General features: G+C 28.6%; 26 protein-coding genes and 1 riboswitch. All 26 genes read left to right on the forward strand.

What is annotated here, in order from left to right; genetic code table 11:
• The 26 genes from TEGL_RS03325 (at window position 1) to TEGL_RS03450 (ending at window position 26938) form a co-directional block, all read left to right on the forward strand.
• A complete protein-coding gene (locus TEGL_RS03325) occupies window positions 1-831 on the forward strand; it encodes an energy-coupling factor ABC transporter ATP-binding protein (RefSeq protein ID WP_018592313.1) in 831 nt (276 codons plus the stop codon).
• 123 nt (window positions 832-954) lie between these two features.
• Window positions 955-2196: a glutamyl-tRNA reductase gene (hemA, locus tag TEGL_RS03330; RefSeq protein ID WP_018592312.1), complete on the forward strand. Its 1242-nt coding sequence runs from the start codon at window positions 955-957 to the stop codon at window positions 2194-2196.
• A 10-nt stretch (window positions 2197-2206) separates the two neighbouring features.
• Entirely contained in the window at window positions 2207-3502 is a 1296-nt protein-coding gene (gene hemL / locus TEGL_RS03335) for a glutamate-1-semialdehyde 2,1-aminomutase (protein WP_018592311.1), read from the forward strand.
• Window positions 3503-3649: 147 nt separating this feature from the next.
• A riboswitch (cobalamin riboswitch) is annotated at window positions 3650-3811 on the forward strand.
• A gap of 104 nt (window positions 3812-3915) precedes the next feature.
• Window positions 3916-5430, forward strand: coding sequence for a cobyric acid synthase (locus TEGL_RS03340; protein WP_018592310.1), 1515 nt, complete (start codon window positions 3916-3918; stop codon window positions 5428-5430).
• 115 nt (window positions 5431-5545) lie between these two features.
• A complete protein-coding gene (locus TEGL_RS03345; protein WP_018592309.1) occupies window positions 5546-6910 on the forward strand; it encodes a cobyrinate a,c-diamide synthase in 1365 nt (454 codons plus the stop codon).
• Between the two features lies 1 nt (window position 6911).
• Window positions 6912-7865, forward strand: a complete 954-nt coding sequence (gene cbiB, locus TEGL_RS03350; RefSeq protein ID WP_018592308.1) for an adenosylcobinamide-phosphate synthase CbiB — start codon at window positions 6912-6914, stop codon at window positions 7863-7865.
• A 15-nt stretch (window positions 7866-7880) separates the two neighbouring features.
• Window positions 7881-8951 (forward strand): pyridoxal phosphate-dependent aminotransferase, encoded by a 1071-nt coding sequence (locus TEGL_RS03355; RefSeq protein WP_018592307.1) that lies wholly within the window; start codon window positions 7881-7883, stop codon window positions 8949-8951.
• A gap of 1 nt (window position 8952) precedes the next feature.
• Window positions 8953-9855: a hypothetical protein gene (locus tag TEGL_RS03360; RefSeq protein ID WP_018592306.1), complete on the forward strand. Its 903-nt coding sequence runs from the start codon at window positions 8953-8955 to the stop codon at window positions 9853-9855.
• Window positions 9828-10457 carry a cobalt-precorrin-8 methylmutase gene (locus TEGL_RS03365; protein WP_018592305.1) on the forward strand — a complete coding sequence of 210 codons (630 nt, stop codon included), beginning with the start codon at window positions 9828-9830 and terminating at the stop codon, window positions 10455-10457. The genes TEGL_RS03360 and TEGL_RS03365 overlap by 28 nt, the downstream gene beginning before the upstream one ends.
• Before the next feature lie 9 nt (window positions 10458-10466).
• Complete coding sequence (gene cbiD, locus TEGL_RS03370; protein ID WP_018592304.1) at window positions 10467-11603, forward strand: cobalt-precorrin-5B (C(1))-methyltransferase CbiD; 1137 nt, start codon at window positions 10467-10469, stop codon at window positions 11601-11603.
• The gene (locus TEGL_RS03375; protein WP_018592303.1) at window positions 11600-12208 is read left to right on the forward strand and encodes a cobalt-precorrin-7 (C(5))-methyltransferase; all 609 of its coding nucleotides are present in this window, start codon (window positions 11600-11602) and stop codon (window positions 12206-12208) included. The genes cbiD and TEGL_RS03375 overlap by 4 nt, the downstream gene beginning before the upstream one ends.
• Complete coding sequence (locus TEGL_RS03380) at window positions 12198-12770, forward strand: decarboxylating cobalt-precorrin-6B (C(15))-methyltransferase (protein WP_018592302.1); 573 nt, start codon at window positions 12198-12200, stop codon at window positions 12768-12770. The genes TEGL_RS03375 and TEGL_RS03380 overlap by 11 nt, the downstream gene beginning before the upstream one ends.
• Window positions 12763-13515 (forward strand): cobalt-precorrin-4 methyltransferase, encoded by a 753-nt coding sequence (locus TEGL_RS03385; protein ID WP_026255194.1) that lies wholly within the window; start codon window positions 12763-12765, stop codon window positions 13513-13515. The genes TEGL_RS03380 and TEGL_RS03385 overlap by 8 nt, the downstream gene beginning before the upstream one ends.
• Complete coding sequence (cbiG, locus tag TEGL_RS03390) at window positions 13481-14548, forward strand: cobalt-precorrin 5A hydrolase (RefSeq protein ID WP_242827335.1); 1068 nt, start codon at window positions 13481-13483, stop codon at window positions 14546-14548. The genes TEGL_RS03385 and cbiG overlap by 35 nt, the downstream gene beginning before the upstream one ends.
• Window positions 14545-15270, forward strand: a complete 726-nt coding sequence (gene cobJ, locus TEGL_RS03395) for a precorrin-3B C(17)-methyltransferase (RefSeq protein WP_018592299.1) — start codon at window positions 14545-14547, stop codon at window positions 15268-15270. Before cbiG ends, cobJ begins: the two co-directional genes overlap by 4 nt.
• Window positions 15267-16013, forward strand: a complete 747-nt coding sequence (gene cobK, locus TEGL_RS03400) for a precorrin-6A reductase (RefSeq protein ID WP_018592298.1) — start codon at window positions 15267-15269, stop codon at window positions 16011-16013. Before cobJ ends, cobK begins: the two co-directional genes overlap by 4 nt.
• Window positions 16014-16047: 34 nt before the next feature.
• Window positions 16048-16842 (forward strand): sirohydrochlorin cobaltochelatase, encoded by a 795-nt coding sequence (locus tag TEGL_RS03405; RefSeq protein WP_018592297.1) that lies wholly within the window; start codon window positions 16048-16050, stop codon window positions 16840-16842.
• An 18-nt stretch (window positions 16843-16860) separates the two neighbouring features.
• The gene (locus tag TEGL_RS03410; protein WP_018592296.1) at window positions 16861-17568 is read left to right on the forward strand and encodes a cobalt-factor II C(20)-methyltransferase; all 708 of its coding nucleotides are present in this window, start codon (window positions 16861-16863) and stop codon (window positions 17566-17568) included.
• 43 nt (window positions 17569-17611) lie between these two features.
• The gene (gene hemC / locus TEGL_RS03415) at window positions 17612-18511 is read left to right on the forward strand and encodes a hydroxymethylbilane synthase (protein ID WP_018592295.1); all 900 of its coding nucleotides are present in this window, start codon (window positions 17612-17614) and stop codon (window positions 18509-18511) included.
• Between the two features lie 23 nt (window positions 18512-18534).
• Window positions 18535-20070 carry a uroporphyrinogen-III C-methyltransferase gene (gene cobA, locus TEGL_RS03420; RefSeq protein ID WP_018592294.1) on the forward strand — a complete coding sequence of 512 codons (1536 nt, stop codon included), beginning with the start codon at window positions 18535-18537 and terminating at the stop codon, window positions 20068-20070.
• A complete protein-coding gene (gene hemB / locus TEGL_RS03425; RefSeq protein ID WP_018592293.1) occupies window positions 20064-21038 on the forward strand; it encodes a porphobilinogen synthase in 975 nt (324 codons plus the stop codon). Before cobA ends, hemB begins: the two co-directional genes overlap by 7 nt.
• Before the next feature lie 36 nt (window positions 21039-21074).
• Complete coding sequence (locus TEGL_RS03430; protein WP_018592292.1) at window positions 21075-21719, forward strand: diphthine--ammonia ligase; 645 nt, start codon at window positions 21075-21077, stop codon at window positions 21717-21719.
• A gap of 114 nt (window positions 21720-21833) precedes the next feature.
• Window positions 21834-22439, forward strand: a complete 606-nt coding sequence (locus TEGL_RS03435) for a precorrin-2 dehydrogenase/sirohydrochlorin ferrochelatase family protein (RefSeq protein WP_018592291.1) — start codon at window positions 21834-21836, stop codon at window positions 22437-22439.
• An 82-nt stretch (window positions 22440-22521) separates the two neighbouring features.
• Window positions 22522-24531 carry a sigma-54 interaction domain-containing protein gene (locus tag TEGL_RS03440; protein ID WP_018592290.1) on the forward strand — a complete coding sequence of 670 codons (2010 nt, stop codon included), beginning with the start codon at window positions 22522-22524 and terminating at the stop codon, window positions 24529-24531.
• A gap of 264 nt (window positions 24532-24795) precedes the next feature.
• Complete coding sequence (locus TEGL_RS03445; RefSeq protein ID WP_018592289.1) at window positions 24796-25527, forward strand: gamma-glutamyl-gamma-aminobutyrate hydrolase family protein; 732 nt, start codon at window positions 24796-24798, stop codon at window positions 25525-25527.
• An 82-nt stretch (window positions 25528-25609) separates the two neighbouring features.
• Window positions 25610-26938, forward strand: a complete 1329-nt coding sequence (locus tag TEGL_RS03450) for an APC family permease (protein ID WP_018592288.1) — start codon at window positions 25610-25612, stop codon at window positions 26936-26938.
• The last annotated feature ends 54 nt before the right edge of the window (window positions 26939-26992 follow it).

The following is a 26992-nucleotide window of genomic DNA, read 5'->3' on the forward strand; positions in this document are numbered from 1 at the left end:
ATGTTTAAAATAAATAATTTAACATATCAATATGACAAAAAAAGAAAAGCCTTAAATAATATAACTATGGATTTTAATAATGGTGATATTATTGGAATAATAGGTTCAAATGGATCTGGAAAGTCCACATTATTTAATAATTTAATGGGGATTTTAAAAGCTACACAAGGAGAAATATTATATAAAAACAGTCAGCTTAAATATGATAAGAAAAGTTTATACAATTTAAGAAAAGAAGTGGGTATAGTGTTTCAAGATCCAGAAAAACAAATTTTTTATTCAATGGTATATGATGACTTGGCCTTTGCTCTTAGAAATATTGGTATGGATGAAAAAACCATAAAAGCTAGAATTAGCAAAGCTCTAGAAGCTGTTAATGGTGAAGAGTTTATAGATAGACCAGTACATAGTTTAAGCTTTGGCCAGAAAAAAAGAGTGGCGATTGCATCAGTAATAGCTATGGAAAATAACCTTGTTTTATTAGATGAACCAACAGCAGGTTTAGATCCAGAAAGCACAAGAGCGATTGTAAACATAATTAAAACAATGTACGAAAAAGGAAAGAAAATAGTAATTACTAGTCATGATATGAATTTGATTTATGATATATGTGATTATGTATATGTACTAAATCAAGGAAAAATAATTAATGAAGGTAATGTGGAAGAAGTATTTATTGATGAAGAAAAAATAGAAGAAGCAGGCTTAGAACTTCCGTGGCTTGTAAAACTTAATAAGAATATGAACTTGCCTTTGTTTAGAAAAGAGGAAGATTTATATAATTATTGGAGTGAAAATATGGGAGTTAATTTAAATAAAATAGCTAAATAAAAAATACGATATAAAAAAATAGATTAAATCCATATTTTGCTATAAATATGGATTTTTTTTATTTTTCATGATAGAATTTAACTCTCTAATAAATAAAGAAACAAACGAATATGGAGGTAGAAAATGAATATTGCAGTTGTAGGTATAAATCATAATTTATCACCTATTAGCATTAGGGAAAAAGTATCCTTTACTGACGCACATAAAATAGAAGCAATTAATATACTTTTAGATAAGGATATTGACGAGATAGTAATACTTTCTACTTGCAATAGAAGTGAAATTTATATTAGCTGTGATAATTTAGAAAAGGGTGTTGAAATAGTTAAAAATTTTTATGAAGAATTTTTTGAGTTAGATAACATTAAAGAATATTTATTTAGCAAAAAGAGTGAAGAAGCAATAAACCATTTGTTTATTGTAACCTCGGGGTTAGATTCCCTAGTTCTTGGAGAAGACCAAATTTTAGGTCAAGTAAAGGGTTCACATGAGTTCGCCATGAAATTAGGAGCTACTAAAAAATTTTTAAATAAACTATTTAGAGAAGCTATTACAACAGCAAAAGAAGTTAAAACTATAACTAAAATTTCTGAGCAGCCTTTATCCATAAGTTATATAGGTATAAAACTTTTAAAAGAAAAAATAGGTAGCTTAAAGGATAAGAATATATTAATAATAGGTTTAGGCAAAATGAACCTATTAACAATAAAGCACCTAGAAGAAGAAACGGTGGGTACCATCTATATTGCCAATAGAAGTGTAGATAAATTTAAAGAAATACAAAATAAATATAGTAATATAGAATATGTGCAATACAAAGATAGATACAATATTTTACGAGAGAATAAAATAGATATAGTGATAAGTGCAACGTCAGCACCACATTTAGTTATTAAATATGAAGATATGCCTATTATAAATAATCATATTTATTTTATGGATTTAGCGTTGCCTAGAGATATTGATTTTAAAATTAATGAATTAAAACATGCCAAAGTTTATTGTATTGATGATTTAAAAGAGATACAGCATAAAAATGATAATATGAGAATTAGTTTATCAAAAAAAGCTTATGAAATAATCAATGAAAAAATAAAAGAGTTTATTGTATGGGTAGATGTTTCCAATATAGATCCAACTATTCAATCTCTCAATAACAAATGTTTTGAAATAAAAGAGGATACTCTAGACTATATTTTTAGGAAAATTGATTTAAATCAAAGAGAGCAAAAAATAATTGATAAAATGTTAACTTCAGCATTAAAAAGACTAATTAGAGAGCCTATTATTAATTTAAAACAAGCAAAAAACAAAGGCAAAAGAGAAGAATATATAAAGACAATAGAAGAATTATTTGCTACTTAGGAGGAAACATATGAAACATACTAAATCTGAAGAGTTATATAAAGAAGCTGTAAAATACATACCAGGAGGAGTAAATAGTCCTGTAAGGTCCTTTAATTCTGTTGGGATAAGTCCAATATTTGCAAAGAAAGCACATGGAAGTAAAATTACAGATGTGGATGATAATGAATACATAGATTATATTTGTTCTTGGGGGCCATTAATGTTAGGTCATAGTAACGAAGAGATATCTAAAGGTATAGGTGAAATGATTGCTAGTGGAACAAGTTTTGGTTTAGCAACTGAGATTGAAGTTGAAATGGCAAAATTAATAGTTGACGCTTATCCAGCAATAGATCAAGTTCGCATGGTTAACTCAGGAACAGAAGCAACTATGAGTGCATTAAGAGTTGCTAGAGGATTTACTAAAAGAAATAAAATAGTAAAATTTGAAGGATGTTATCATGGTCATTCGGATGGTCTACTAGTAAAATCGGGATCAGGAACAATAACCTTTGGAGTTCCAACAAGTCCTGGGGTTCCAGAAGATATAGTTAAAAATACTTTAGTATGTAAATACAATGATATAGAAGATGTGAAAAGAGTATTTGAAGAAAATGGGGAAGATATAGCAGCCATAATAGTAGAAACTATTGGTGGAAATATGGGTATTGTACCAGGAAAGCAAGAATTTATAGAATTTTTAAGAGAAATATGTGATGAATATAAAACTGTTTTAATTTTCGATGAAGTTATAACTGGATTTAGATTATCTTACAACAGTTCATTAGAATATTTTGGAGTAAAACCTGACATGGTTTGTTTTGGTAAAATCATAGGTGCGGGAATGCCTGTAGGAGCTTATGGTGGTAAAAAGGAAATAATGGAAGTTGTATCGCCAATAGGACCTGTTTATCAAGCTGGAACTTTATCAGGGAATCCTCTTGCCATGTACTTAGGAAAAAGAAATTTAGAAGTATTAAGAGATAATCCGCGAATTTATGAAGAATTAAATGAAAAGGCAGATAAGCTAGAGCAAGGAATAAAGGATAATTTAAAAAAATTAAATCTTAATTATACAGTTAATAGAGCTGGCTCTTTAGTTTGTTTATTCTTTAAAGAAGGTTCAGTAGAAAATTACGATGATGCAATAGAAAGCAACATAGAAAAATATAATAAGTACTTTAAGGAAATGTTAGATAGGGGAGTATTAATAGGTCCTAGTCAATTTGAGGCTATGTTTTTATCTTATGCTCATAGCAATGAAGATATTGAATATACAATAAAGTGTAATTATGAATCTTTGAGAGCAATTCACAATTTATAAATTAAAATTTTAACAAAAATAACAAAAAAATAACTATTTAATAATATTTATATATATAAAAAATATTAATATGTTTTGCACAATAGTAAAAATAACTATAATTAAAATATATAAATTTTTTTATGAAATAAGAAGAGAATTGTAAAATTTAATAAAATTAGTTTAGGTTTTAGGGAAAAAGGTAAAAGCCTTTGCAGCCCCCGCTACTGTAAAACGGATGAAACCATAATTACCACTGTCAAATTGATGGGAAGGTATGGGAGTAAAATGATGTTAAGCCAGGATACCTGCCAAAACTAATTATATATAGAAAATCTCGGGGTGAAGATTTGATTTTATGTTACATAGTAAAATCCTAGCCATTAGAGCTGGGATTTTTTGGTATTTTATATAAAATGGAAAGGATTAATGCTATGGGAAAAAAAATAATGCTTCAAGGAACTGCATCAAATGTGGGAAAAAGCATAATAACTACGGGACTATGTAGAATTTTCAAACAAGATAATTATAAAGTAATACCTTTTAAATCTCAAAATATGGCTCTTAATTCTTTTATAACAAAAGAAGGTTTGGAAATGGGAAGAGCTCAAGTTTCTCAAGCTGAAGCTTGTGGAATAGATCCTATTGCAGATATGAATCCCATATTATTAAAACCAAATGGAAATAACAAAAGTCAAGTTATAGTAAGAGGAAAAGTAGTAGGAGATATGTCCTCGAAAGAATATTATGAGTATAAATTAGAGCTAGAGAAAATATTAGATGACATATTTAAAGAATTCGAGGGAAAATTTGACATAGTTGTAATGGAGGGTGCAGGTAGCTGTGCTGAAATAAACTTAATGGATAGAGATATATCAAATATGGGAATGGCACAAATTGCAGATGCACCAGTTATATTAATTGGTGATATAGACAGAGGTGGAGTATTTGCATCAATAGTAGGTACAATAATGTTACTTCCTGAAAAAGACAGAGAACGAGTTAAAGGTGTAATAATTAATAAATTCAGAGGTAGAAAAGAACTTTTAGAATCTGGTGTAAAAATGCTTGAAGATATTATAAAAGTTCCCGTTCTTGGAGTTATACCATATACTGACATAAAAATCGAAGAGGAAGACAGTGTAACTACTAGATTTAAGAAAAAAGTAGACAAAGGAGATATTCATATAGAAGTGATAAGAACACCTCATATGTCTAACTTTACAGATTTTAATATATTTGAAACACAAGAAGATGTGAGTCTTAGGTATGTTGATTATGGAGAATCTCTTGGAAATCCTGATATGGTAATTATTCCAGGAACCAAGTCAACAATAGATGACTTAATATTCTTGAGAGAAAATGGCTTAGAGAATCAAATTAAAGAGCTTCACAAAAGAGGAAAACTTGTACTGGGTATTTGTGGTGGGTATCAGATGTTAGGAAAAGTGCTAAAAGACCCATATCATGTGGAAAATGATCTGGAAGAAGTGGAAGGTATAGGTCTTTTAGATGTAGAGACGACTTTCGAACTAGAAAAAACTACAACTCAAGTTAAAGCTATATTAGGAGATAATTTATATGGATACCTTGCAAATTTAAATAAAAAAGAAGTCAATGGATATGAAATTCATATGGGAATGACAAGAAGAAGAGAAAATAGTGATAATTTTGCCACTGTAACAGAAAAACTTGGCGAGATTGTAAGCTATGAGGTTGGTAGCGTAAATAATCAGTGTAATGTTTTTGGAACTTATCTACATGGAATATTTGATGATATAGATTTTACAAGAACTATTTTAAATAACATAAGGAAAATGAAAAACTTAGAGCCTGTTGAAAGTAAAGTTGAGTCATTTGATGAGTTTAAAAATCAAGAATATGATAAATTAGCAGATTTTTTAAGAGAACATTTAGATATGAAAAAAATATATGAAATAATGAATTAAAATTAGCTACGCTTAAGCCACTGCGTGGGCGCTTCACTTCATAGCGCCAACGAGATGCCTTTGCGACCGCTTCAGGCAACGACCTTGCTTAAAATAATTCGAATTAGGTGGTAATATGAAAAAAATATTAATTGCAGGAACAAATAGTGGAGTAGGAAAAACTACAATTTCCTTAGGAATAATGCAAGCATTGACAAAAAGAAATCTAAAAGTACAGCCTTATAAAGTTGGACCTGATTATATAGACCCTTCTTATCATACATTTATTACTGGAAGATATTCAAGAAACTTAGATTCATATATGCTTGAAGATGAAAAAATTAAATATATAGTTAAAAATTCTTCAAAAGATGCAGATATTTCAGTGATTGAAGGTGTAATGGGATTATACGATGGTTATGGAATAGATTTAGATGATTGTACTAGTTCATATACTTCAAAAATGTTAAAAACACCAGTAATTTTAGTCATAAACGCAAAGGCAATGGCAACATCTGCTGCTGCTATGGTACTGGGATATAAAATGTTAGATGAAAATGTAAATATAGCTGGGGTTATTACAAATAATGTAAAAAGTGAATCGCATTATAATACTTTAAAAGAATCTATAGAAAAATATACTGGTGTGGAGGTACTTGGGTATTTTCCTCCTAATAAAGAATTTTCTTTAGAATCTAGACATTTAGGACTAGTACCTTCAGTTGAGATAAATTCTTTAAAAGCGAAGTTTGATAACTTGGCAGATGAAATAGAAAAGTATATAGATATTGATAGGATAATTGAAATATCTGAAACTGAGGATTTTAATACTTCTTTTAATCTAGAAGATTTCATAGAAAAAAATAAGGCAACAGGTAAAACAATAGCCATAGCTTATGATAAAGCTTTTAACTTTTATTATAGAGAAAACATAGAACTATTTGAAAAGCTAGGCATGAACATAAAGTACTTTAGCCCTATTAGTGACAAGAAACTTCCGATGTGTGATTATATTTACATCGGAGGTGGATTCCCAGAAGTTTTTGCAAAAGAGTTGGATGAAAACCAAGAAATTAGAATTTCTATCATGAATGCTCATTATAATAATATTCCTATATATGCAGAATGTGGTGGGCTAATGTATCTTGGAGAAACATTAAAAAATCCAAATAATGATATTTATAATATGATTGGAATTTTTAAAGGATGTAGCAAAATGACATCTTCACTTAAAAGATTTGGATATTGTTTAGGTGAGGCTAAGGAAGATACTATTCTAGCTAAAAAAGGACAAATAATTAAAGGTCATGAGTTTCATCATTCAATTTTTGATAGCCAAGAAGAATGTGCTTATTATATGAGAAAATTGAAGAATAACAAGATTATTGATGAATGGGAAGGTGGTTATAGTAAGGGAAATACTCTAGCAACATATCTGCATACGCATTTTTATAATAACTTAGATTGCATATCTAATTTTATAGAAAGAGGATGTGAATAATATGAACCTTTTATCCATTTATACAGGATATGCTCTTGATTTAATCATAGGAGACCCATATTCATTCCCTCATCCAGTAAGATTTATTGGTAAACTTATTAGTTTTCTAGAAAAACAAATAAGAAAGATAACTAAGAGAGATAAGGGATTAAAAATAGCTGGTTTTTTTCTTTGGTTTGTCGTTGTAGGAGTAACACTAGGTAGTACTTCTATTGTACTACGTTTATTTCAGTTTAATAAAGTAGCTTACTTTTTAGTAAATTCCATATTAATTTATACAACATTAGCTACAAAGTGTTTAAAGGATGAATCTGAAAAAATATATAAGGTATTAAAAACTGGAGACTTAGAGAAATCTAGAATTCAGCTTTCATATATAGTAGGAAGAGATACAACAAATTTAAGTGAAAAAGAAATAGTAAGGGCAACAGTGGAAACTGTGGCAGAAAATACGGTAGATGGGATAATAGCACCATTGTTTTATGGATTTATAGGTGGAGCTCCTTTTGCTATGGCATATAAGGCTATTAATACTTTAGACTCAACAGTAGGTTATAAGAATGATAAGTACTATTATCTAGGGTTTGCATCAGCAAAAATAGATGATATTGCAAACTATATACCAGCAAGATTAGGTGTGATTTTACTTTCTCTTGGAAGTTTATTTGTTGGATTTAATTTTAGAGATGCTTTAAAAATTGGAATAAGGGACAGAAAAAATCATAAAAGTCCTAATTGTGCTTTTTCGGAAGGTGCAGTAGCTGGAGCTTTAGGAATACAACTTGGTGGTACTAATGTTTATTTTGGAAAAGAAGTGTATAAACCAACTATTGGAGATAAAAAAAGAGAAATAGAAATTGAAGATATTGTAAGAACAAACAAAATAATGTATTCATCATCAATAATATCAATAATAATTTTTACAACTATTTACTATCTAATAAATGGTTTATAAAGAAAGGAGGAAGTTATGAAAGATTTAGGACATGGAGCTAATGTGGATATTATGGCAGAAACTTTTAATAAAAATGCTGAAGATATAATAGATTTTAGCTCGAATATAAATCCAAAAGTTGTTCCTAATTTGGAAAGATATATTTTGGAAGGTTTAAGTAAGTGTAAAAGTTACCCTGATATTAATTACACAAAGTTAAGAAGAAATATTGGAAATTATATAAATGTTAATCCACAACATATTATTCCAGGCAATGGAGCAACAGAAATAATATACCTTCTTATGAAAAATATTAAAAAAAGATTGGCAATATTAAACCCTACATTTTCAGAATATGAAAGAGGAGCTAAATTAAACAATTTAGAATTGATAAACTTAATGCTAAATGAAGAAGATGATTTTAGCGTGAATTTGAAGGAAATAGAAACCAATATAGATAATTTTGATAGTTTATTTATATGTAATCCTAACAATCCAAATGGAAAGGTAAAAAATATAGAAAAACTTTTAAAATTAATAATAAAAAATGATAAGTTATTAATAGTAGATGAAACCTTTATGGAGTTTGTACATGAAGAAGAAAATTACAGTTTAATAAAATATGTGGAAAAATATAAAAACATATTCATTATAAAGGCAGTGACTAAATTCTTCGGAATGCCTGGACTTAGATTAGGCTACGGTGTAACAAGCAATAAAAAACTTATAAATGATATTTATAGATACAAAGAGCCTTGGACAGTAAATTCATTTGCTGATACTTTATCTAATTATATTTTTAAGGATGAAGAATATATAAAATCTAGTAAGGAGTATTATCTTAAAGAAAGATCATATATGATAAATGAATTAAGAAAAATTGAAAATATACATGTATATGATACAGATACAAACTTTATATTAATGGAATTAGAAGATATAAAAGCAGATGAATTAAAGTTTAAATTATTTAAGGAAAGTAATATATTAATAAGAAATGCATCAAACTTTATAGGTTTAGGTGAAAAACACATAAGGATAGCAATTAAAAGTCATGAGGAAAACCAATTGATTTTGAAGGAATTAAATAAATTGTTGGGAGAATAATATGAAATCTTATGGAATATGTCCCGCATCTTGTGGAGAATTTGTTCAAGGTATATTAGATAGTGAAGAATATTTATCATCTTATGCAATTGATATGTTTTCAGTTGCTACCCTTGAAGAAAAAAAAGAAAATATTAATTTAGGGCCTAAAAAATCAAGAAAAGCTATAGAAAAAGTATTTGAAAGATTTAATATTCCACTAAGGGAATGTAAAAATATATCTCTAAAAATTAACAGCAGTATACCTATAGGTAAGGGAATGGCCAGCTCTACAGCAGACATAGGAGCAACTATTAAGGCAACTTTATCCATGATAAATAAAGATTTAGGTAATGAAGAAATATCTCGTATTGCTTCAGAAATAGAACCTACAGATTCTATTTTATTATATAAAAACTCAATTTTTAATCCTGTTAAAGGTCAGGTAAAAAAATATTTAGCCAACCTATATAATGCTAGAGTAATAGTTTTAGAACCAGATGAAATGTTGGAAACAAGCATAATAAGAAGCAATCCAAATTATTTACATATTAAATTGGAAAATGAAGTAATTATAAATAAATCCTTTAAATTATTAGAACAAGGATTAAGAGAAAAGGATTTAAAGTTAATAGGTAAGTCTTGTACACTAAGTAGTATGGCAAATGAAAATATACATAAAAAACCATACTTAAATGAGATTATAGAAATCAGTAATAAGATGGGAGCACATGGAGTTAATATTGCTCACAGTGGTACAGTTGTTGGAATATTAATTGATAACCATATGGATCATGAGAGAATAATAAATCATTTAAGAGAAGAATCTTTTAATGATTATTATAAAAAGATACATTTATCCAAAATTATAGGACATAAAGAAAGGGAGGAAATAGAGTGGAATATGTTAAAGACCCTAAGATGATAGAGGTAAAAAGTTTTGAAATTATACAAGGTATAATTGATGATATTAGACCAGGATATAAATTTAAAAATGAGATAGAAGAAAAGATAATAAAGCGTTGCATACATACAAGTGCTGACTTTGAATACTTAGATATATTAAAAATATCAGATACAGCAGTAGATTCAATAATAAATGCTTTAAACAATAAATGCATAATTTACACAGATACAAATATGGCGCTTAGTGGAATAAATAAGATGAAACTAAATGCCCTTGGATGTGAATACAGATGTTTAGTAGCCGATGAAAGAACTAAAGAATTGGCTAAAGAAAAAGAAATAACTAGATCTATGGCCGCTGTGGAAATAGCAATGAATGAAGAAGGTAAAAAGCTATTTGTATTTGGAAATGCTCCAACTGCTCTTTATAAGACTATAGAAATGGTTAATAATGGAGATCGTGTTGAAGCTATTGTAGGTGCACCAGTTGGATTTGTTGGAGCAGCAGAATCTAAATATGAATTAGAAAAAACTTCTATTCCTCACATAGTAGTACAGGGAAGAAAAGGTGGTAGCAATATAGCTGCAGCCATAATGAATGCTATCTTATATGCAATGTAGGTAATGTTTATGGAAGAGTATGTATATATTGAGGGAAAAAAATATAGAAGAGGATATACTACAGGTTCTTGTGCAGCAGCAGCATCAAAGGCATCTGTACATATGCTTTTTACTAAAGAAAGTATAGGAAGTATAAATATAGACACGCCAAAAGGGATACCACTAACATTAAAAGTTAAAAATATTGAGATTAAAAATAATTATTCAATATGCTCCATAGAAAAAGACGGTGGCGACGATATAGATGCAACTCATGCTATGGATATATTTGCAAAAGCTGAATTGGTAAACAAAGATACTGAAGATATTATTGTAACTGGTGGAGTAGGAATAGGAATAGTAACTAAAAAAGGTTTAAGTGTTGAGGTTGGAAAGCATGCTATAAATCCAGTACCAATGAAAATGATTAAAAATGAAGTAAGAAAAGTTTTAGGAGAAAAGAGTGATTTATTAAATAACAAATCATTAAAAATAACTATTTTTGCCCCTAAAGGTGAGGAAGTAGCAAAGAAAACTTTTAATTCAAAGCTTGGAATACTTGGTGGAATATCTATACTTGGTACTACTGGAATTGTGGAGCCGATGAGTGAAGAAGGTTGGAAAAAATCTTTATCCATAGAACTTGAAATGAAAAAAGCTCAAGGAATGGATAAAATCATTTTAGTTCCAGGAAACCATGGAGAGGAATTTATAAGAGACTATCTAAAAATTGATATGAGTAACTGTGTTAGGATGAGCAATTTTGTGGGATATATGTTAAACGAAGCAAAAAGACTAGGATTTAAGAAAATACTTATGGCAGGTCATATTGGAAAGTTTATAAAAATATCTGCAGGGATTTTTAATACTCATAGTAAGATTTGTGATGCTAGAAATGAGATAATGATTGCAAATTTAGCATTAATGGGAGCGCATTTGGATTTTCTAAAAGAGATAAATGAATGTGTAACGGCAGAAGGTGCAGTTGAAATAATAGATAAAAGTAATTACACAGGAATATATAACATACTTTGTAACAAGTGCAAAGAAAGAGCTGAAGAATATTTAAATGAAGATGTACAAGTGGAAGTTTATATGTTTAGAATGGATAAATCAATGATTGGGAAATCAAAGAATGCAGATTTATTAATGGAGGATTTTAGATGATAAATATAATAGGTCTGGGGCCGGGAGAGTTTGATTATATAACTAAACTAGGTGAAAAATTAATTTATTCTTCAAATGTTCTAATTGGTGGAAAAAGAAATTTAGAATCTGTAAAAGATTTTAAGGGAGAGAAGATAGTATTATCCACTAATCTTGAGGAAGTTTTAGAATATATTAAAAAAAATGTACATAAAAGCATAAGCGTTATAGCATCAGGAGACCCATCTATTTATGGAATAGGAAAGTATTTATCAAATAATATAGATCATAAAAGTTTAAATATAGTATCTGGAATAAGTTCATTACAATATATTTTCTCAAAAATATTTGTAGATATGAATGATGTGTATATTACTAGTAGTCATGGCAAAATACCTGATTTTGATTATATTTTATCCCATAAAAAGGTATGTATGGTAACTGACAATAAAATAGGTCCTCGTGAAATTTGTAAAGAAATACAAAAAAGAAACTTAAATAAAGTAATTGTTGTGGGAGAAAACTTATCTTATGATAATGAAAGAATAACTATAGGAAAAGCTGAAGACATATTAGCAGTTGAAAAATTTGAAATGAATGTTGTGGTGATACTGGATGAAAAATGATGAATTTATTAGGGGAAAAGTTCCTATAACAAAGGAAGAAGTTAGAAGCATCTCATTAAATAAATTAGACTTAAAAAAAGCTAAAACTTTTATAGATGTGGGGGCAGGTACAGGAAGTGTTTCTATTGAAGCAGCCAAGACTTATGATAATTTAAATGTTATAGCGATTGAAAGAAACCATGAAGCTACAGATTTGATAAACAAGAATGTGGAAAAATTCAATTTATCAAATATAAAAGTTATACAAGCTTATGCTCCTATTGAAATAAAGGAAAAAGCTGATGGAATTTTTCTGGGTGGAACAGGAAATAACCTGGAAGAAATAATAAAATGGTCAAAAGATTTATTAATACCAGGAGGAAGATTAGTAGCCAATTTTATATTAATTGATAATTTTTATGACACAATGAAGTTACTAAAAAAATATAATTTTGAAAATGTGGATGTATCACTACTAAATATAAGTAAACTAGAAAAATTAGGAGGACGAGATTATTTTAAACCTCACAATCCTATTTACATAATATCATGCGAAAAAGGGGAAGAAGATGAACATGAATAAAGTACATTTTGTTGGAGCAGGACCAGGAGATAAAGAGTTAATAACATTAAAAGGATATAAGTTATTGTCTAATGCAGATGTGGTAATATATGCAGGGTCATTAGTTAACCCAGCGCTTTTAGATTATTGTAAAGAAGGATGCGAAATTCATGACAGCGCATATATGAACTTACAAGAAATAATAGAAGTTATGGAAAAAGGAATTAAAGAAGGAAAATCAGTTGTTAGACTTCAAACAGGAGACTTCTCAATATACGGTTCTATAAGAGAACAAGTTGAAGATTTAGCAAAATTAAATATAGATTATGATTGCACTCCAGGGGTGAGTTCTTTCCTTGGAGCATCATCAGCTTTAGGTGTGGAATATACAGTTCCAGAAATATCTCAATCAGTAGTAATAACAAGAATGGAAGGGAGAACTCCAGTGCCACCAAAAGAATCAATAGAATCTTTTGCGGCTCACCAAACATCAATGGTAATATTCCTTTCAGTTCAAGAAATAGAAAAAGTTGTGGAAAAACTAATTCATGGTGGATATGATAAAACAACACCAATAGCTGTTGTATATAAGGCAACTTGGCCAGATGAAAAAGTAGTAAAAGGAACTCTACAAGACATAGCAATAAAAGTAAAAGAAGCTGATATAAGAAAAACAGCATTAATAATGGTGGGAGAATTTTTAGGAAAAGAATATAATAATTCAAAATTATATGATAAGGACTTTGTTCATGAATACAGAGGATAAAAAAATAGCCATATTATCCATTACTAAAAATGGGAAAGAGCTTGGATTAAAAATAAAAAGAAATATGTCTACTGCTCATTTATACTATGTAAAAAAGGATGCTGTTAAAGAAGCAGATAATGTTATTTATGTAAACAAAAAATTGAAGGAGTTTGTGCCAAAAATTTTTGGTGAATATGACTATATTATATTTATAATGGCATGCGGAATTGTAGTAAGAACTATAGCGCCATTGATAGAAAATAAATTTATAGACCCTGCTATTTTAGTCAGCGATGAAAAGGGAAAAAACATTATAAGTTTGCTTAGCGGACACATGGGTGGAGCAAATGAGATGACTTTATATATAAGCAATTTATTAAACTCAAATCCAGTAATAACTACGGCTACAGATGTTAACCATAAATCATCATTAGATATGATTGCAAAAAAACTAAATGCTCATATTTATGATTTCAGAAATAAAGTATTAAAAATAAACTCTATGCTAGTTAATGGTGAAGTTGTGAATCTTTTTATAGATGGAGATTACAACATAGATACAAGAGGATTTAATATATGCAAGCAGGATGAAGTAAATAAATTAGACCAAGTAATAGTAATAAGTAATAAGAAAAATTTAAACTTAATAAATAATAATATTCTTAAAGTTGTACCTAAAAATATTGTAATAGGTATTGGATGTAGAAAAAATATTGATAAAGAATATATGATAAATTCATTATCTGATTTTTTACATAAGCAAAATATTGATATAAATGCAATAAAAGAGATAGGAAGTATAGATATCAAAAAGAATGAAGTAGCCTTGATAAACTTAAGTGAATATTTAAATATTCCTTTTAAAACATTTACAGCTGATGAAATATCAAAAGTAGAACATTTATATGAAAAGTCACAGTGGGTAAAACAAAATGTGGGTGTTCACTCTGTGGCAGAACCTGTGGCTCACTTATTAAGTAATGGAAATTTAATAATAGAAAAACATAAATACAATGGAATTACATTTTCAGTAGGGAGAGTTAATATATGATATATGTTGTAGGTATTGGACCAGGATGCAAAAACTTGATGACTATTGAAGCAATAAATGCAATAGAAGATGCTGAAGTTATAGTAGGATATAAAACTTACATTGATTTAGTAACAGAATTTATTGCAGACAAAGAAGTTGTGCAAAATGGAATGAGAAAAGAAATAGAAAGATGTAAGCAAGCTTTAGAAATTGCAAAAACAGGGAAAAAAGTTGCTGTTATAAGTAGTGGAGATGCTGGGATATATGGAATGGCAGGACTTATACTAGAGTTAGTAACAAAAGAAGGTGTTGATATAAAAGTCAAAGTTGTACCAGGTGTTACAGCAAGTATAGGAGCGGCAGCAGTACTTGGAGCACCTATAATGCATGATTTTTGCCATATAAGTTTAAGTGATTTGATGACTCCTTGGGAAGTTATAGAAAAAAGATTAAGGCTGGCTGCAGAAGCTGATTTTGTTATTTGTTTATACAACCCAAGAAGTAAAGGAAGAAGTGAGCACTTAGCTAAGGCCTTTGAAATCATGGGAGAATTTAAGGACAAATCAACTCCAGTAGGAATAGTAAAAGATGTGGGAAGAGAAAAGGAAGAAAAATTCATATGCACATTTGATACTATGGAATTTGAAAGAGTTGATATGACTACTATGGTGATTATAGGAAATAAAGCGACTTATATACATAATGATTTGATTATAACTCCGAGAGGATACGAAGTATGATTTTAGTTTTAGGTGGAACTTCGGACAGTATAGAAATATGTCATAAATTAAATGAAAAAAATATTGATTATGTAGTTTCTGTAACAACTTCTTATGGAGAAGATTTGGCAAAGAAATGTTCAAATAAAATTATATTAAAAAAGCTAACTATAGGAGATATGGTTAAATTTATAAATGAAAATTGTATTACAAAAATAATAGATGCTACTCATCCTTATGCTATAGAAGTATCTAGAAACGCTATTAAAGCGTCACAAATTACAAATATAAAATACATTAGATTTGAAAGAGAGTCTTTAATAAAAGAGGTAAATTACAAAAATAAGTACATAGTTAATGATATAGAAAAAGCCTGTGAAATAGCCAATAAAATTGGTCATAATATTTTTATTGGAACAGGAAGTAAAAACTTATATTTATATAAAGAAAAAATAAAAAATAAAAACTTGATTCCTAGGGTACTTCCAACGAGTGAAGTGTTAATTAGTTGTGAAGAATTAGGATTTAATGCAGACAATATTATAGCTATGAGAGGACCTTTTTCTGTTGAAATGAATGAGTCCACATACAAACAATATAATATTGACTTAGTAATTACAAAAGAAAGTGGAGTAGCAGGAGGATTTTTAGAAAAAATTAAAGCTTGTGAAAACTTAAATATTCCTGTGATTATTATAAAGAGAAAAGAAATGAATTATCCAAATACTGTTGGAAAAATTCAAGATTTAATTGATTTAATATAGTAAATAATTAGATTTAGTATAAGGGAGAGACGTTATGAAAAAAGCTATATTGGTAGTAAGTTTCGGTACTAGCTATCATGAAACTAGGAAAAAAACTATAGAGCCTTGTGAAAATAAAATAAAAGAGAGTTTTGAAGGTTATGATTTCTATAGAGCATTTACTTCGAGTATGATTATAAAAAAATTAAAGAAAAGAGATAACTTAATAATTGATAATCCAGTAGAAGCTTTAGAGAAACTTTATAATGAAGGTTATGAAGAAGTAATAGTACAATCCCTTCATATTATATGTGGAGAAGAATATAACAAACTTAAAGAGATGGTAGATGGATTTAAAGATAAATTTGAAAGAATTTCTTTAGGAAGACCTCTATTAACTTATATAGATGATTATAGAGAAACTGTTTTGGCTGTAAAACAAGATATTGAAAAAATGGATATAGATGAAGCCCTAGTATTCATGGGACATGGCACAGAACATGAAAGTCATGCTTCTTATCCAGCCATAGAGTACATGTTTAGAGATTATGGAATAAATGCTTATGTTGGAACGGTTGAAGGATATCCAGAAATTGATCAAGTAATTAAGTTATTAAAAGAAAGAAATGTAAAAACAGTAGACTTAATGCCATTTATGTTGGTAGCAGGTGATCATGCTATAAATGATATGGCCAGTGACGAGGAAGATTCATGGAAAACTATTTTAGAAAATAAAGGATTTAATGTGAAAGTTCATTTAAAAGGACTTGGAGAAAATCCATACATACAAGAGAAATTTGTTAACCATGCACTAGATTGTATGAAAGAACTAGAAGAAGTAAGCATTTAATAATTGGAGGAAATTAATATGGCAAAGTTTTATGGAATTGGAACTGGACCAGGAGATAGTTCATTAGTAACAGTAAAGGCAGTTAATACACTAAAAAATTTAGATATATTATATACACCAGAATCTAAAAAAGGTGGAGAAAGCTTAGCATTATCAATAGTTGATGAGTATTTACCAGAAGGCTTAGAAATAAAATCTAGACATTTTCCTATGAATTTTAATGGTACAGAAAAAATACAAGTATGGAATTCAATATCAGGTGAAATAGTTGAAGATGTTAAAAAAGGCAAAAATGTTGGTTTTGTAACATTGGGAGATCCTATGATATACAGTACTTATGTATATGTAATGGAAAGATTAATGGAAGATATAGAAGTAGAAACTATACCAGGTATTTCATCATTTTCTAATATAGCATCAAACCAAAACTTTCCTCTAGTAATGGACACAGATCCATTAATAGTAATACCATGTACTATGGAAGAGGATAAAATAGACGAAGCTCTTGAAAAATATGATTGTTTAGTATTAATGAAAGTTTACAAAAAAATAAATATGGTAATAGATAAACTGAAAAAACATGATCTAATTGATCATGCTATACTAGTTAGTAATTCATCTCAAGATAAAGAAGAAGTATTTACTAATTTAAGAGATGAACATATTGATGAGAAGATATCATATTTTTCAACTATATTAGTAAATAAAAATAGAAGTAAAAGATAATATCTTGTTAAAACAGAATTCCTATAAAATAAGGAGAATTAATATGAAGATAGTAGTTGGAACACGAGGTAGTAAATTAGCCCTTATTCAAACTAACTGGGTAGTTGAAGAATTAAAAAAAGCTAATCCAGACATTGAATTCGAAATCAAGGTAATAAAAACAAAGGGTGATTTAGTGACGCATTTACCTTTGCATAAAATAGGAGATAAGGGCCTATTTACAAAAGAGATTGAGCAGCAACTTTTAGATAGAGAAATAGATTTAGCTGTACACAGTATGAAGGATATGCCATCAAGTCTTCCAGAAGGATTAAAATTTGCAAATGTGCCAAGAAGAGAAGATCCTAGAGATATTCTTGTTTTAAAGGGAAACTACAAAACACTAGAAGATTTGCCTCATGGAGCAAGAATTGGTACAGGAAGTAAAAGAAGAATATATCAACTCCTTAAATATAGACCTGATTTAGAAATAGTACCTATAAGAGGAAATATCGATACTAGAATAAGAAAAATAGAAGATGAAAATCTTCATGGTATTGTATTAGCAGCAGCAGGCTTATTAAGAGCAGGATTGGAGGAACGTATTAGTTATTACCTACCAACTAATATAATGATACCGGCTCCAGCTCAAGGAGCACTTGCTCTGGAAATAAGAGAAAATGATTTACATATGGAAGAAATAATTTCTCATATTAAAGATGAAACAACAGAAATACAAGTAGCAGCAGAGAGAGGATTTTTAGCAGGAGTTAACGGAGGTTGCCATGTTCCTATGGGGGCTTATTGTGAAATTAATGATGATAAATTAATATTAACCGGTATTTATGGAGACGAAGAAGGTAAAAAACTAGTTGTAAAATCAATAGAAGGAAGTGTTAAAGACTCTGCTAAAATAGGATTTGATTTGGCAGAAGAAGTTCTTAAGGAATACAACAAGTTATAGTGAATTTAAGGAGTATGAAAACTATGAAGGGAAAAGTTTACTTAGTGGGGGCAGGACCTGGAGATTATAAACTTATAACTCTGAAAGGGTTAGAATGTATAAGAAAAGCAGATGTAATAGTTTATGATAGGTTAGCTAACGTTAAATACTTAGAAGAAGCAAAGAAAGACTGTATATTTATAAATGTAGGAAAAGCGTCTAGTAATCATATATTACCACAAGATGACATAAACAGATTGATTGCTGATAAGGCATTAGAAGGAAAGATTGTTGTTAGATTAAAGGGTGGAGATCCTTATGTATTTGGTAGAGGGGGAGAAGAAGCAGAACTTCTTCGTGATGAAAATATTGATTTTGAAGTAGTTCCAGGAATAACTTCTCCAATAGGAGGTCTATGTTATGCAGGTATTCCTATAACTCACAGAGATCATGCTTCATCTTTCCACATTATAACAGGCCATCCTAGAAAAGATGGGAAAGAAACAAAGGAAATAAATTGGAATGCTCTAGCAAATGTAAAAGGTACCTTAGTGTTTTTGATGGGAATTGCCAACTTAAAAAATATAAGCGAAAACCTAATTAAAGAAGGTAAAGATAAAAATACTCCAGTGGCCTTTATTAGTTGGGCAACAAGATCTAATCAAAGGGTTGTAACAGCTACTTTAGAAAATGCTCATGAAGTAGCAATTGAAGAAAATGTTAAACCACCTACTTTAATAGTAGTTGGAAGTGTTGTAAACCTTAGAGAGAAGCTAAACTTCTTTGAGGAAAGACCACTGTTTGGAAAAAATATTGTGGTTACTAGATGTAGAACACAAAGTAGTGTATTAGCTGAGAAAATTAGTGATATGGGTGGAAATCCAATCGAAATCCCAACTATAAAAATCCAAAAGGTTGAGGATAATAAAGAACTAGGAGTAGAAATAGATAGAATAAAAGATTATACTTATATACTATTTAGTAGCAAAAATGCAGTGGATATATTCTTTGATAAGTTAAATGAAATGGGATATGACTCAAGAGTTCTTTGCAATAGTAAAATTTGCGCTGTTGGAGGAGAAACTGCAAAATCTATTAAATCAAGAGGAGTAATTGCTGATATAGTTCCACAAAAATATGTGGCTGAAGGCCTTTATGAAGAATTAAAAAATATTATTAATGAAAATGATAAAATTTTAATTCCAAGAGCAAAAAATGCTAGAGATTTCTTAGTGAATAAATTAAGTGAGAAATGTTATATTAAAGAAGTTATTACTTATGAGTCAGTTATAGATAATAATAAAAAAGATTTGGCCCTAGAAGTAATAGAAGATGAAAAAGTTGATTATATTACTTTTGCCAGCTCTTCAACAGTTAAAAACTTTATAACTTTAATAGGAGAAGAAAATCTCAAAAAACTAAAAAACAAAAATATAATATCCATAGGTCCAATAACTAGCAAAACCATAGAGGACTTTGGATTAGAAGTTTATAGAGAAGCTGAAGTAGCGACAATTGACAGTATGATAGATGCAATATCAAATAATGAAAAAATACAAATGGGGGAACTAACATGTTAAGAAGACCAAGAAGATTAAGAAGTAGTAAAGCTATAAGAAATTTAGTTAGAGAAACAAAATTACAAGTGGAAGATTTAATTTATCCATTATTTATAGTAGATGGAGAAAACATAAAAAGAGAAATATCATCAATGGAAGGAGTTTATCATTTTTCAGTTGATATGTTAGATGATGAAATAAAAGAATTAACAGAACTTGGAATTGAGCACATATTACTATTTGGTGTGCCAGATGATGAGAAAAAAGATTGTTGTGCAAGTGAAGCATTTAATCCAGAAGGTGGGGTTCAAAGAGCAGTAAGAAAAATAAAGGAAATAAATCCAGAAATGGATGTTATATGTGATGTATGTATGTGTGAATATACTAGCCATGGTCACTGTGGAATATTAACTGATACTGGATATGTACATAATGACAAAACTTTAGACTACCTTGCAAAAATATCTTTAAGCTATGCACAGGCTGGAGCTGATATGGTTGCACCATCTGATATGATGGATGGAAGAATAGAATCAATAAGAGAAGTTTTAGATAGTAATGGATTTGAAAATGTAGCTATAATGGCTTATAGTGCTAAATATGCATCATCATTCTATGGACCATTTAGAGAAGCTGCAAACTCTGCACCTCAATTTGGTGACAGAAAAACTTATCAAATGGATCCAGCAAATACAAATGAAGCAGTAATAGAAGGACAATTAGATGTTGAAGAAGGTGCTGATATAATAATGGTTAAACCAGCCCTATCTTATTTAGATGTAATACAAAGATTCAAAGATAACTTTGATTTACCAATAGCGGCTTATAATGTAAGTGGAGAATACTCAATGTTAAAATTAGCTGTTAAAGAAGGATTACTAAATGAAAGTGCTATTTATGAAGCAGTTATGTCTATAAAAAGAGCAGGAGCTACAATAATAATCACTTATTTTGCTAAAGACATAGCTAAAATGTTAAAAAATAACTAGCTAATATAAGTGATAAAACATATTGGAGGAAAGATTATGAATAATAAATTTGTTTTATCATATAGTGGTGGAAAAGATTGTATGTTAGCTTTATATAGAAAAATACAAGAAGGGTGTATTCCAGTAGCCCTTCTAACTACTGTGAAAAAATCTGATTGTGAAACTTGGACTCATGGTTTAAGCTATGATTTACTTGAACAAGTTAGCAAAAGCTTAGAAATACCTGTTATTTATGCAGAATGCGATGTTTCAGAATACGAAATTAAGTTTGAAGAAAAACTTAAGGTGGCAAAGGAAATGGGTGCAACTTCAGTAGTATATGGAGATATTGATATTGAACTACATAAACAGTGGGGAATAGATAGGGCAATCAATACAGGTTTAAACTATGAATTTCCTTTATGGAAAGAAAATAGAGAAAAACTTGTTCATGAAGCTATAGATAATGGATTCAAAGCTATAATTAAGAAAGTAAACTTAGATTATATGAATGAAGATTTCTTGGGAAAAACGCTAACAAAAGAATTGGTGGAAAAGATTAAATCTACTGGTTCTGATCCTTGTGGAGAAAATGGCGAGTATCATACATTTGTAGTAGATGGACCAATATTTAATTATAGAATAGAAGTTAAACAAGATGATTTTAAATCACAAAATAGTTATAGATTTTCAATAAAGTAGAAATTAGAAATACCTTAAAGTTAGTTTACAAAACTTCTTTAAGGTATTTTTAGTTATTAAAAATTATATTAAAATATAATTAGAACTACATAATTATAGAATAGGGGGGATGTTATGTATTATCCAATTAATTTAAAAATAGATGATATGAAAATTGTTGTTATAGGTGGTGGAAAGGTAGCATATAGAAAATGCATAAACTTTCTTGCTTTTAACAAAAAATTAGTAGTAGTAAGTGAAGAATTTATAAAAGAGTTTGAAAATATAAAAGAGGAAATAGAAATTATAGAAGATAGTTATAATGAAAAATATATAAAAGAAGCTTTTGTTGTAGTTGCTGCTACTAATAATAAAGATGTAAATCATCAAATAGGAACTTATTGTATAGAATATGCAAAATTAGTAAATGTAGTTGATGATGTAGATTTATCTAATTTTACAGTGCCTTCTTTTGTGAAAAGAGGAGATTTATTACTAAGTGTCTCTACTGGTGGAAAAAGCCCTTCTTTATCAGCAAAGATAAGAAAAGAATTAGGAGAAGTTTACGATGAAAGTTATGAAGAGTATGTAAATTTACTGGGTGAAAATAGGCAGTTTATAATAAATAATACACAGGATGTTGTAATAAGAAGGAAACAATTGAAAGAACTTTTGGACTTAAGTATTGATGAACTTAAGCAAAGAAAATATAAAAATTTATTAAATGTAAAATTTGAATAAAAATAAAAAATGTAATTTTAAGATTCTAAATTTATGATAAAATTAAATCTAGCTAAAAATATATTAATAGCTGGGGGAAAAGATGAAAACAATAGGAATAGTTACAGATGGAGTAACAAAACTAGAAATATTTTTAAATGAAAATATTAGATTAATATTTGGTGAAAAAGTAAAAATAAATAATTATCAGTTTAAAAATCTTGAAAAAAATCATTTAATAAATGACGATGTAATACTTGTTATGATTAATGATAGAGTTGTAAAAGTGAAAGAGTATGTAGATGATACTAGTAAAATTATAAAAATAAATAGAAGTATTAGACAAAAGGATATATATAAATTATTTGCATTACCAGAAGGTATGGATGTTTTAGTTGTAAATGATAATGAACATACTATAATAGAAACAATCTCAAGTTTATATGGTTTAGGAGTAAATCATCTTAACTTTGTTTTATACAATAAAAATATAGACCAAAGCAATATCAAAGTTGCAGTTACACCTGGAGAGTCAAACTTAGTTCCCAATTATATAGAAAATATAATTGATTTAGGTCATAGATACATAGATAGTTCGACATTTATTCAAATAATGACTAAATTAAAAATTGAAGATAAAGATGTTACAAAAAATTTAATTAAATATTGTGATGAAGTTATAAGTTTATACTCTGGAATTAATAACACATATAAGTATTTAACTATTATAAATGAAGAATTAAACTCTATAATAAATTTATCTCAAAATGGAATGATATTAATCTCAAATAAAAATGAGATAACTATATGTAATGAAAGCTTAAAAAATATATTAGATATGGATGAATATATAGTTGGTAAGAAAGTTACAGATATAGATAATGTAGAAATAAGAAAAATTTTTGAATTAAAAGAAGCTGAAGATGAAGTAGTTAAGTACAAGAATAAATATTTGAATATAAACAAATATAAAATAAATAGTTTTGGAAAAAATACAGGTACTTATTTTTGTATTCAAGAAATTACTCATATTAAAAAACTAGAGCAAAATCTTAGTAAAAAATTAAGATATAGTGGACAGATAGCTAGATATAATTTTGATGATATTAAAACACAATCTCCAATTTTAGAAAACACTATAAAGTTAGCGAAAAGGATTGCAAAATCTGATCATACTGTATTAATTACTGGAGAAAGTGGTACAGGAAAAGAATTAATGGCCCAATCTATACATAATGAATCTTTAAGAGCTAATCAGCCTTTTATTGCTGTAAATTGTGCAGCTATGCCAGAAAATTTAATGGAAAGTGAGTTGTTTGGATATGAAGAAGGTTCATTCACAGGTGCATTAAAAGGAGGTAAAAAAGGATTATTTGAGCAAGCTAATAATGGGACAATATTCTTAGATGAAATAGGAGATATGCCAGTATATCTTCAAACAAAATTACTTCGTGTTATACAAGAACAACAGGTTATGCGCATTGGATCAAACAACATCATAAATATTGATGTTAGGATAATAGCTGCAACCAATAGAGATTTATTAAAGATGGTTAAAGAAGAAAAGTTTAGATCTGATTTGTATTATAGGATAAATGTTCTACCTATTAATATACCGGCCTTAAAAGATAGAAAAGAAGATATACTTATGCTATTACAATCATTTATATCAAATAAACGCGAATTAAGTGATGAAGTAAAAAATATCTTAAATAAATATAATTGGCCAGGTAATATTAGAGAGCTGAGAAATGTAGCACTGTATATAGATACAATGGTTGAAAATAATAAAGTGATAATAGAAAATTTACCTTATTATCTTTTAAATTATGATTTAGATGAAGATATTAAAAATATACAAATGAAATTTGAATTAAATAAAATAAGAGAAGTAATTAATATAATTAGAAATTTTAATTTGGAAAATAAATCAGCTGGAAGAAATAGCATAATGAATAGATTAATGGAGAAAGAAGTTGTTATTAGTGAAGGTGAAGTTAGAAATATACTTACTTCATTAAAGGAACTTGATATTATAGAAAGTGAAGTTGGAAGAAAAGGTAGTGAACTAACTAATAAAGGAATAAGATTACTAAATAAAATAGGTAGATAAACAGGTTATTTTTAAACCTATTTATCTACCTATTTTATTATTTAAGTACAAAATTTAAATAAAAGTAAATGCAAAATCATATGTAATTATAAAAAAAAGAAAAATTTTTCTTAAAATTGTTAAGAATTAAACTATTTTAATGTGAAACTACTAAATATAAAATGAAATTTAAAAAATATAATAATTTGGAAAAGTTGGCACATAAATTGCTAATATATTTAGATGAGAAAAGTTTTATAACATCAAAGAAATGGAGCGATTTATATGAAGAAGAAACCAATTATAGGTATATCAGGTAGCATGATAGTGGATGAAGGAGGAATGTTTCCTGGTTATGAAAGAGCTTATGTAAATAATGATTATGTTCAAAGTGTGGCAAGTTGTGATGCAATACCTTATATAGTGCCAATGATAAATGATGAAGATATTATAAGATGCCAAGTATCAAATTTAGATGCTTTAATATTATCAGGTGGACATGATGTGAATCCATTACAATATGGAGAAGAGCCGCATAGTAAACTAGGTGGTATTTTACCTAAAAGAGATGAATTTGATATAAAATTATTAAAAATTGCTTTAGAAATGAATAAGCCTATTTTAGGAATTTGTAGAGGAGAGCAAATAATAAATGTTGCAGAAGGAGGAAGCTTATATCAAGATTTATCCTTAATTGAAGGATGTTACATAAAACATAACCAACAGCATTTATCAAATGTAGCTACACATACAGTAGAAATAAAAGAAGGAACAAGATTACATAAAATATTGGGTGAAAATACTGTACTAACAAATAGTTTTCATCACTTAGCAGTAAATAAAGTAGCTCCAGGATATATTGTTAGTGCTAATGCCAAAGATGGAGTAGTAGAAGCAATAGAAAAAGAAGGAGAACAATTTGTAGTAGGTATTCAATGGCATCCAGAAATGATGGCTAAAGAAAATACAGTAATGAAAAAAATATTTACAGCTTTAGTGGAAGAAGCTTGTAAATAAAATAATACTTTTATTAATACAGTTTACGGAAGTAACAAAAAAACTCTAAAACAAGATAATTATTTAATTAGGAGGATTAACCATGAGTAAAAATACGGTTAAAAAAATGGGATTTGGAAGTATTGTACTGTTAGGGATTAATGCCATAATAGGAACAGGAATATTTGGACTACCAGGAGAAGCTTATTCTAAAGTGGGACCATCAAGTATACTAGTACTAGGTTTTTGTATGCTTTTAGCAATATCCATCGCACTATGTTTTGCAGAAGCTGGAAGTTGGTTTGAAGAAAATGGAGGACCTTACCTTTATGCAAAAGAAGCATTTGGTGATTTTGTAGGTTTTCAAGTTGGAGTAATGAAATGGGCAGTAAGTATGATAGCTTGGGCAACAATGGCAAATTTCTTTGCAGTTGTTCTATCATCAATTTGGCCACAAGCAGCAGATCCATTTATTAAAAATGTAATTATAGGTATTTTATTAGTTGGTTTAGGTTGTGTAAGTTTAAGAGGTGTTGATTCATCAAAAATATTAAACAATATAATGACAATTGGAAAGCTTGTTCCATTAGTATTTTTTATTGCGGTAGGTATATTCTTTATAAAAGGTGGTAATTTCCAACCTTTTGTAATAATACCAGAAGGACAAACTACATCTTCAGCATTTGTTGCTGTTGCAATTTCTTTATTTTATGCATTTACAGGATTTGAATCATTGGCTGTAGCTGCTAATGATATGGAAAATCCAAGAAAAAATGTACCTAAAGCTTTAACAGTAGTTATGCTTATAGTGTCTTTAGTATATGTTTTAGTTTTAGCAGTAAGTATAGGTATTTTAGGAAATGATTTAAGCGGAGCGGCGAATCCAGTTGCAGATGCAGCCAAAGTAATGATGGGAAGTACTGGTGGATATATAATAACAATAGGAACTATAATATCTGTTGGTGGTATAAATATAGCATCTTCTATATTTACACCAAGATCAGGAGCGGCTTTAGCTGAGCAAGGTCTAATGCCAGCATTTTTAGGAAGAACTAACTCTAAAGGAGTTCCTTATGTGTCAGTTATAATATCAGTGATAGGTACACTTTTAATAGCTTGGTCAGGTTCATTTACAACACTATCTCAAATAAGTGTTGTATCTAGATTTATACAATATATACCAACGTGTTTAGCTGTGTTAATATTAAGAAAGAAATTTGCAGATAAAGAAGTAAGCTTTAAAATACCAGGTGGAGCATTTATACCAGTATTTGCAACATTATTAAGTGTAATATTATTAGTAAAAGCAGGAATAGATGCACCTATGAAAATAGTATGGGGACTTGGTGGTATGATTTTAGTAGTGCCATTATACTTCTATATGACAAAAGTATATAACAAAAAACATAAAGATAATAAGCTTAGTGCTTAAATTATATTTACATATTAAATGTATAAGCAATTTACTTTGTTTATACATTTTTAT

The sequence above is a fragment of the Terrisporobacter glycolicus ATCC 14880 = DSM 1288 genome (genome assembly GCF_036812735.1).
In the GTDB taxonomy this organism is placed as follows: Bacteria; Bacillota; Clostridia; order Peptostreptococcales; family Peptostreptococcaceae; genus Terrisporobacter; species Terrisporobacter glycolicus.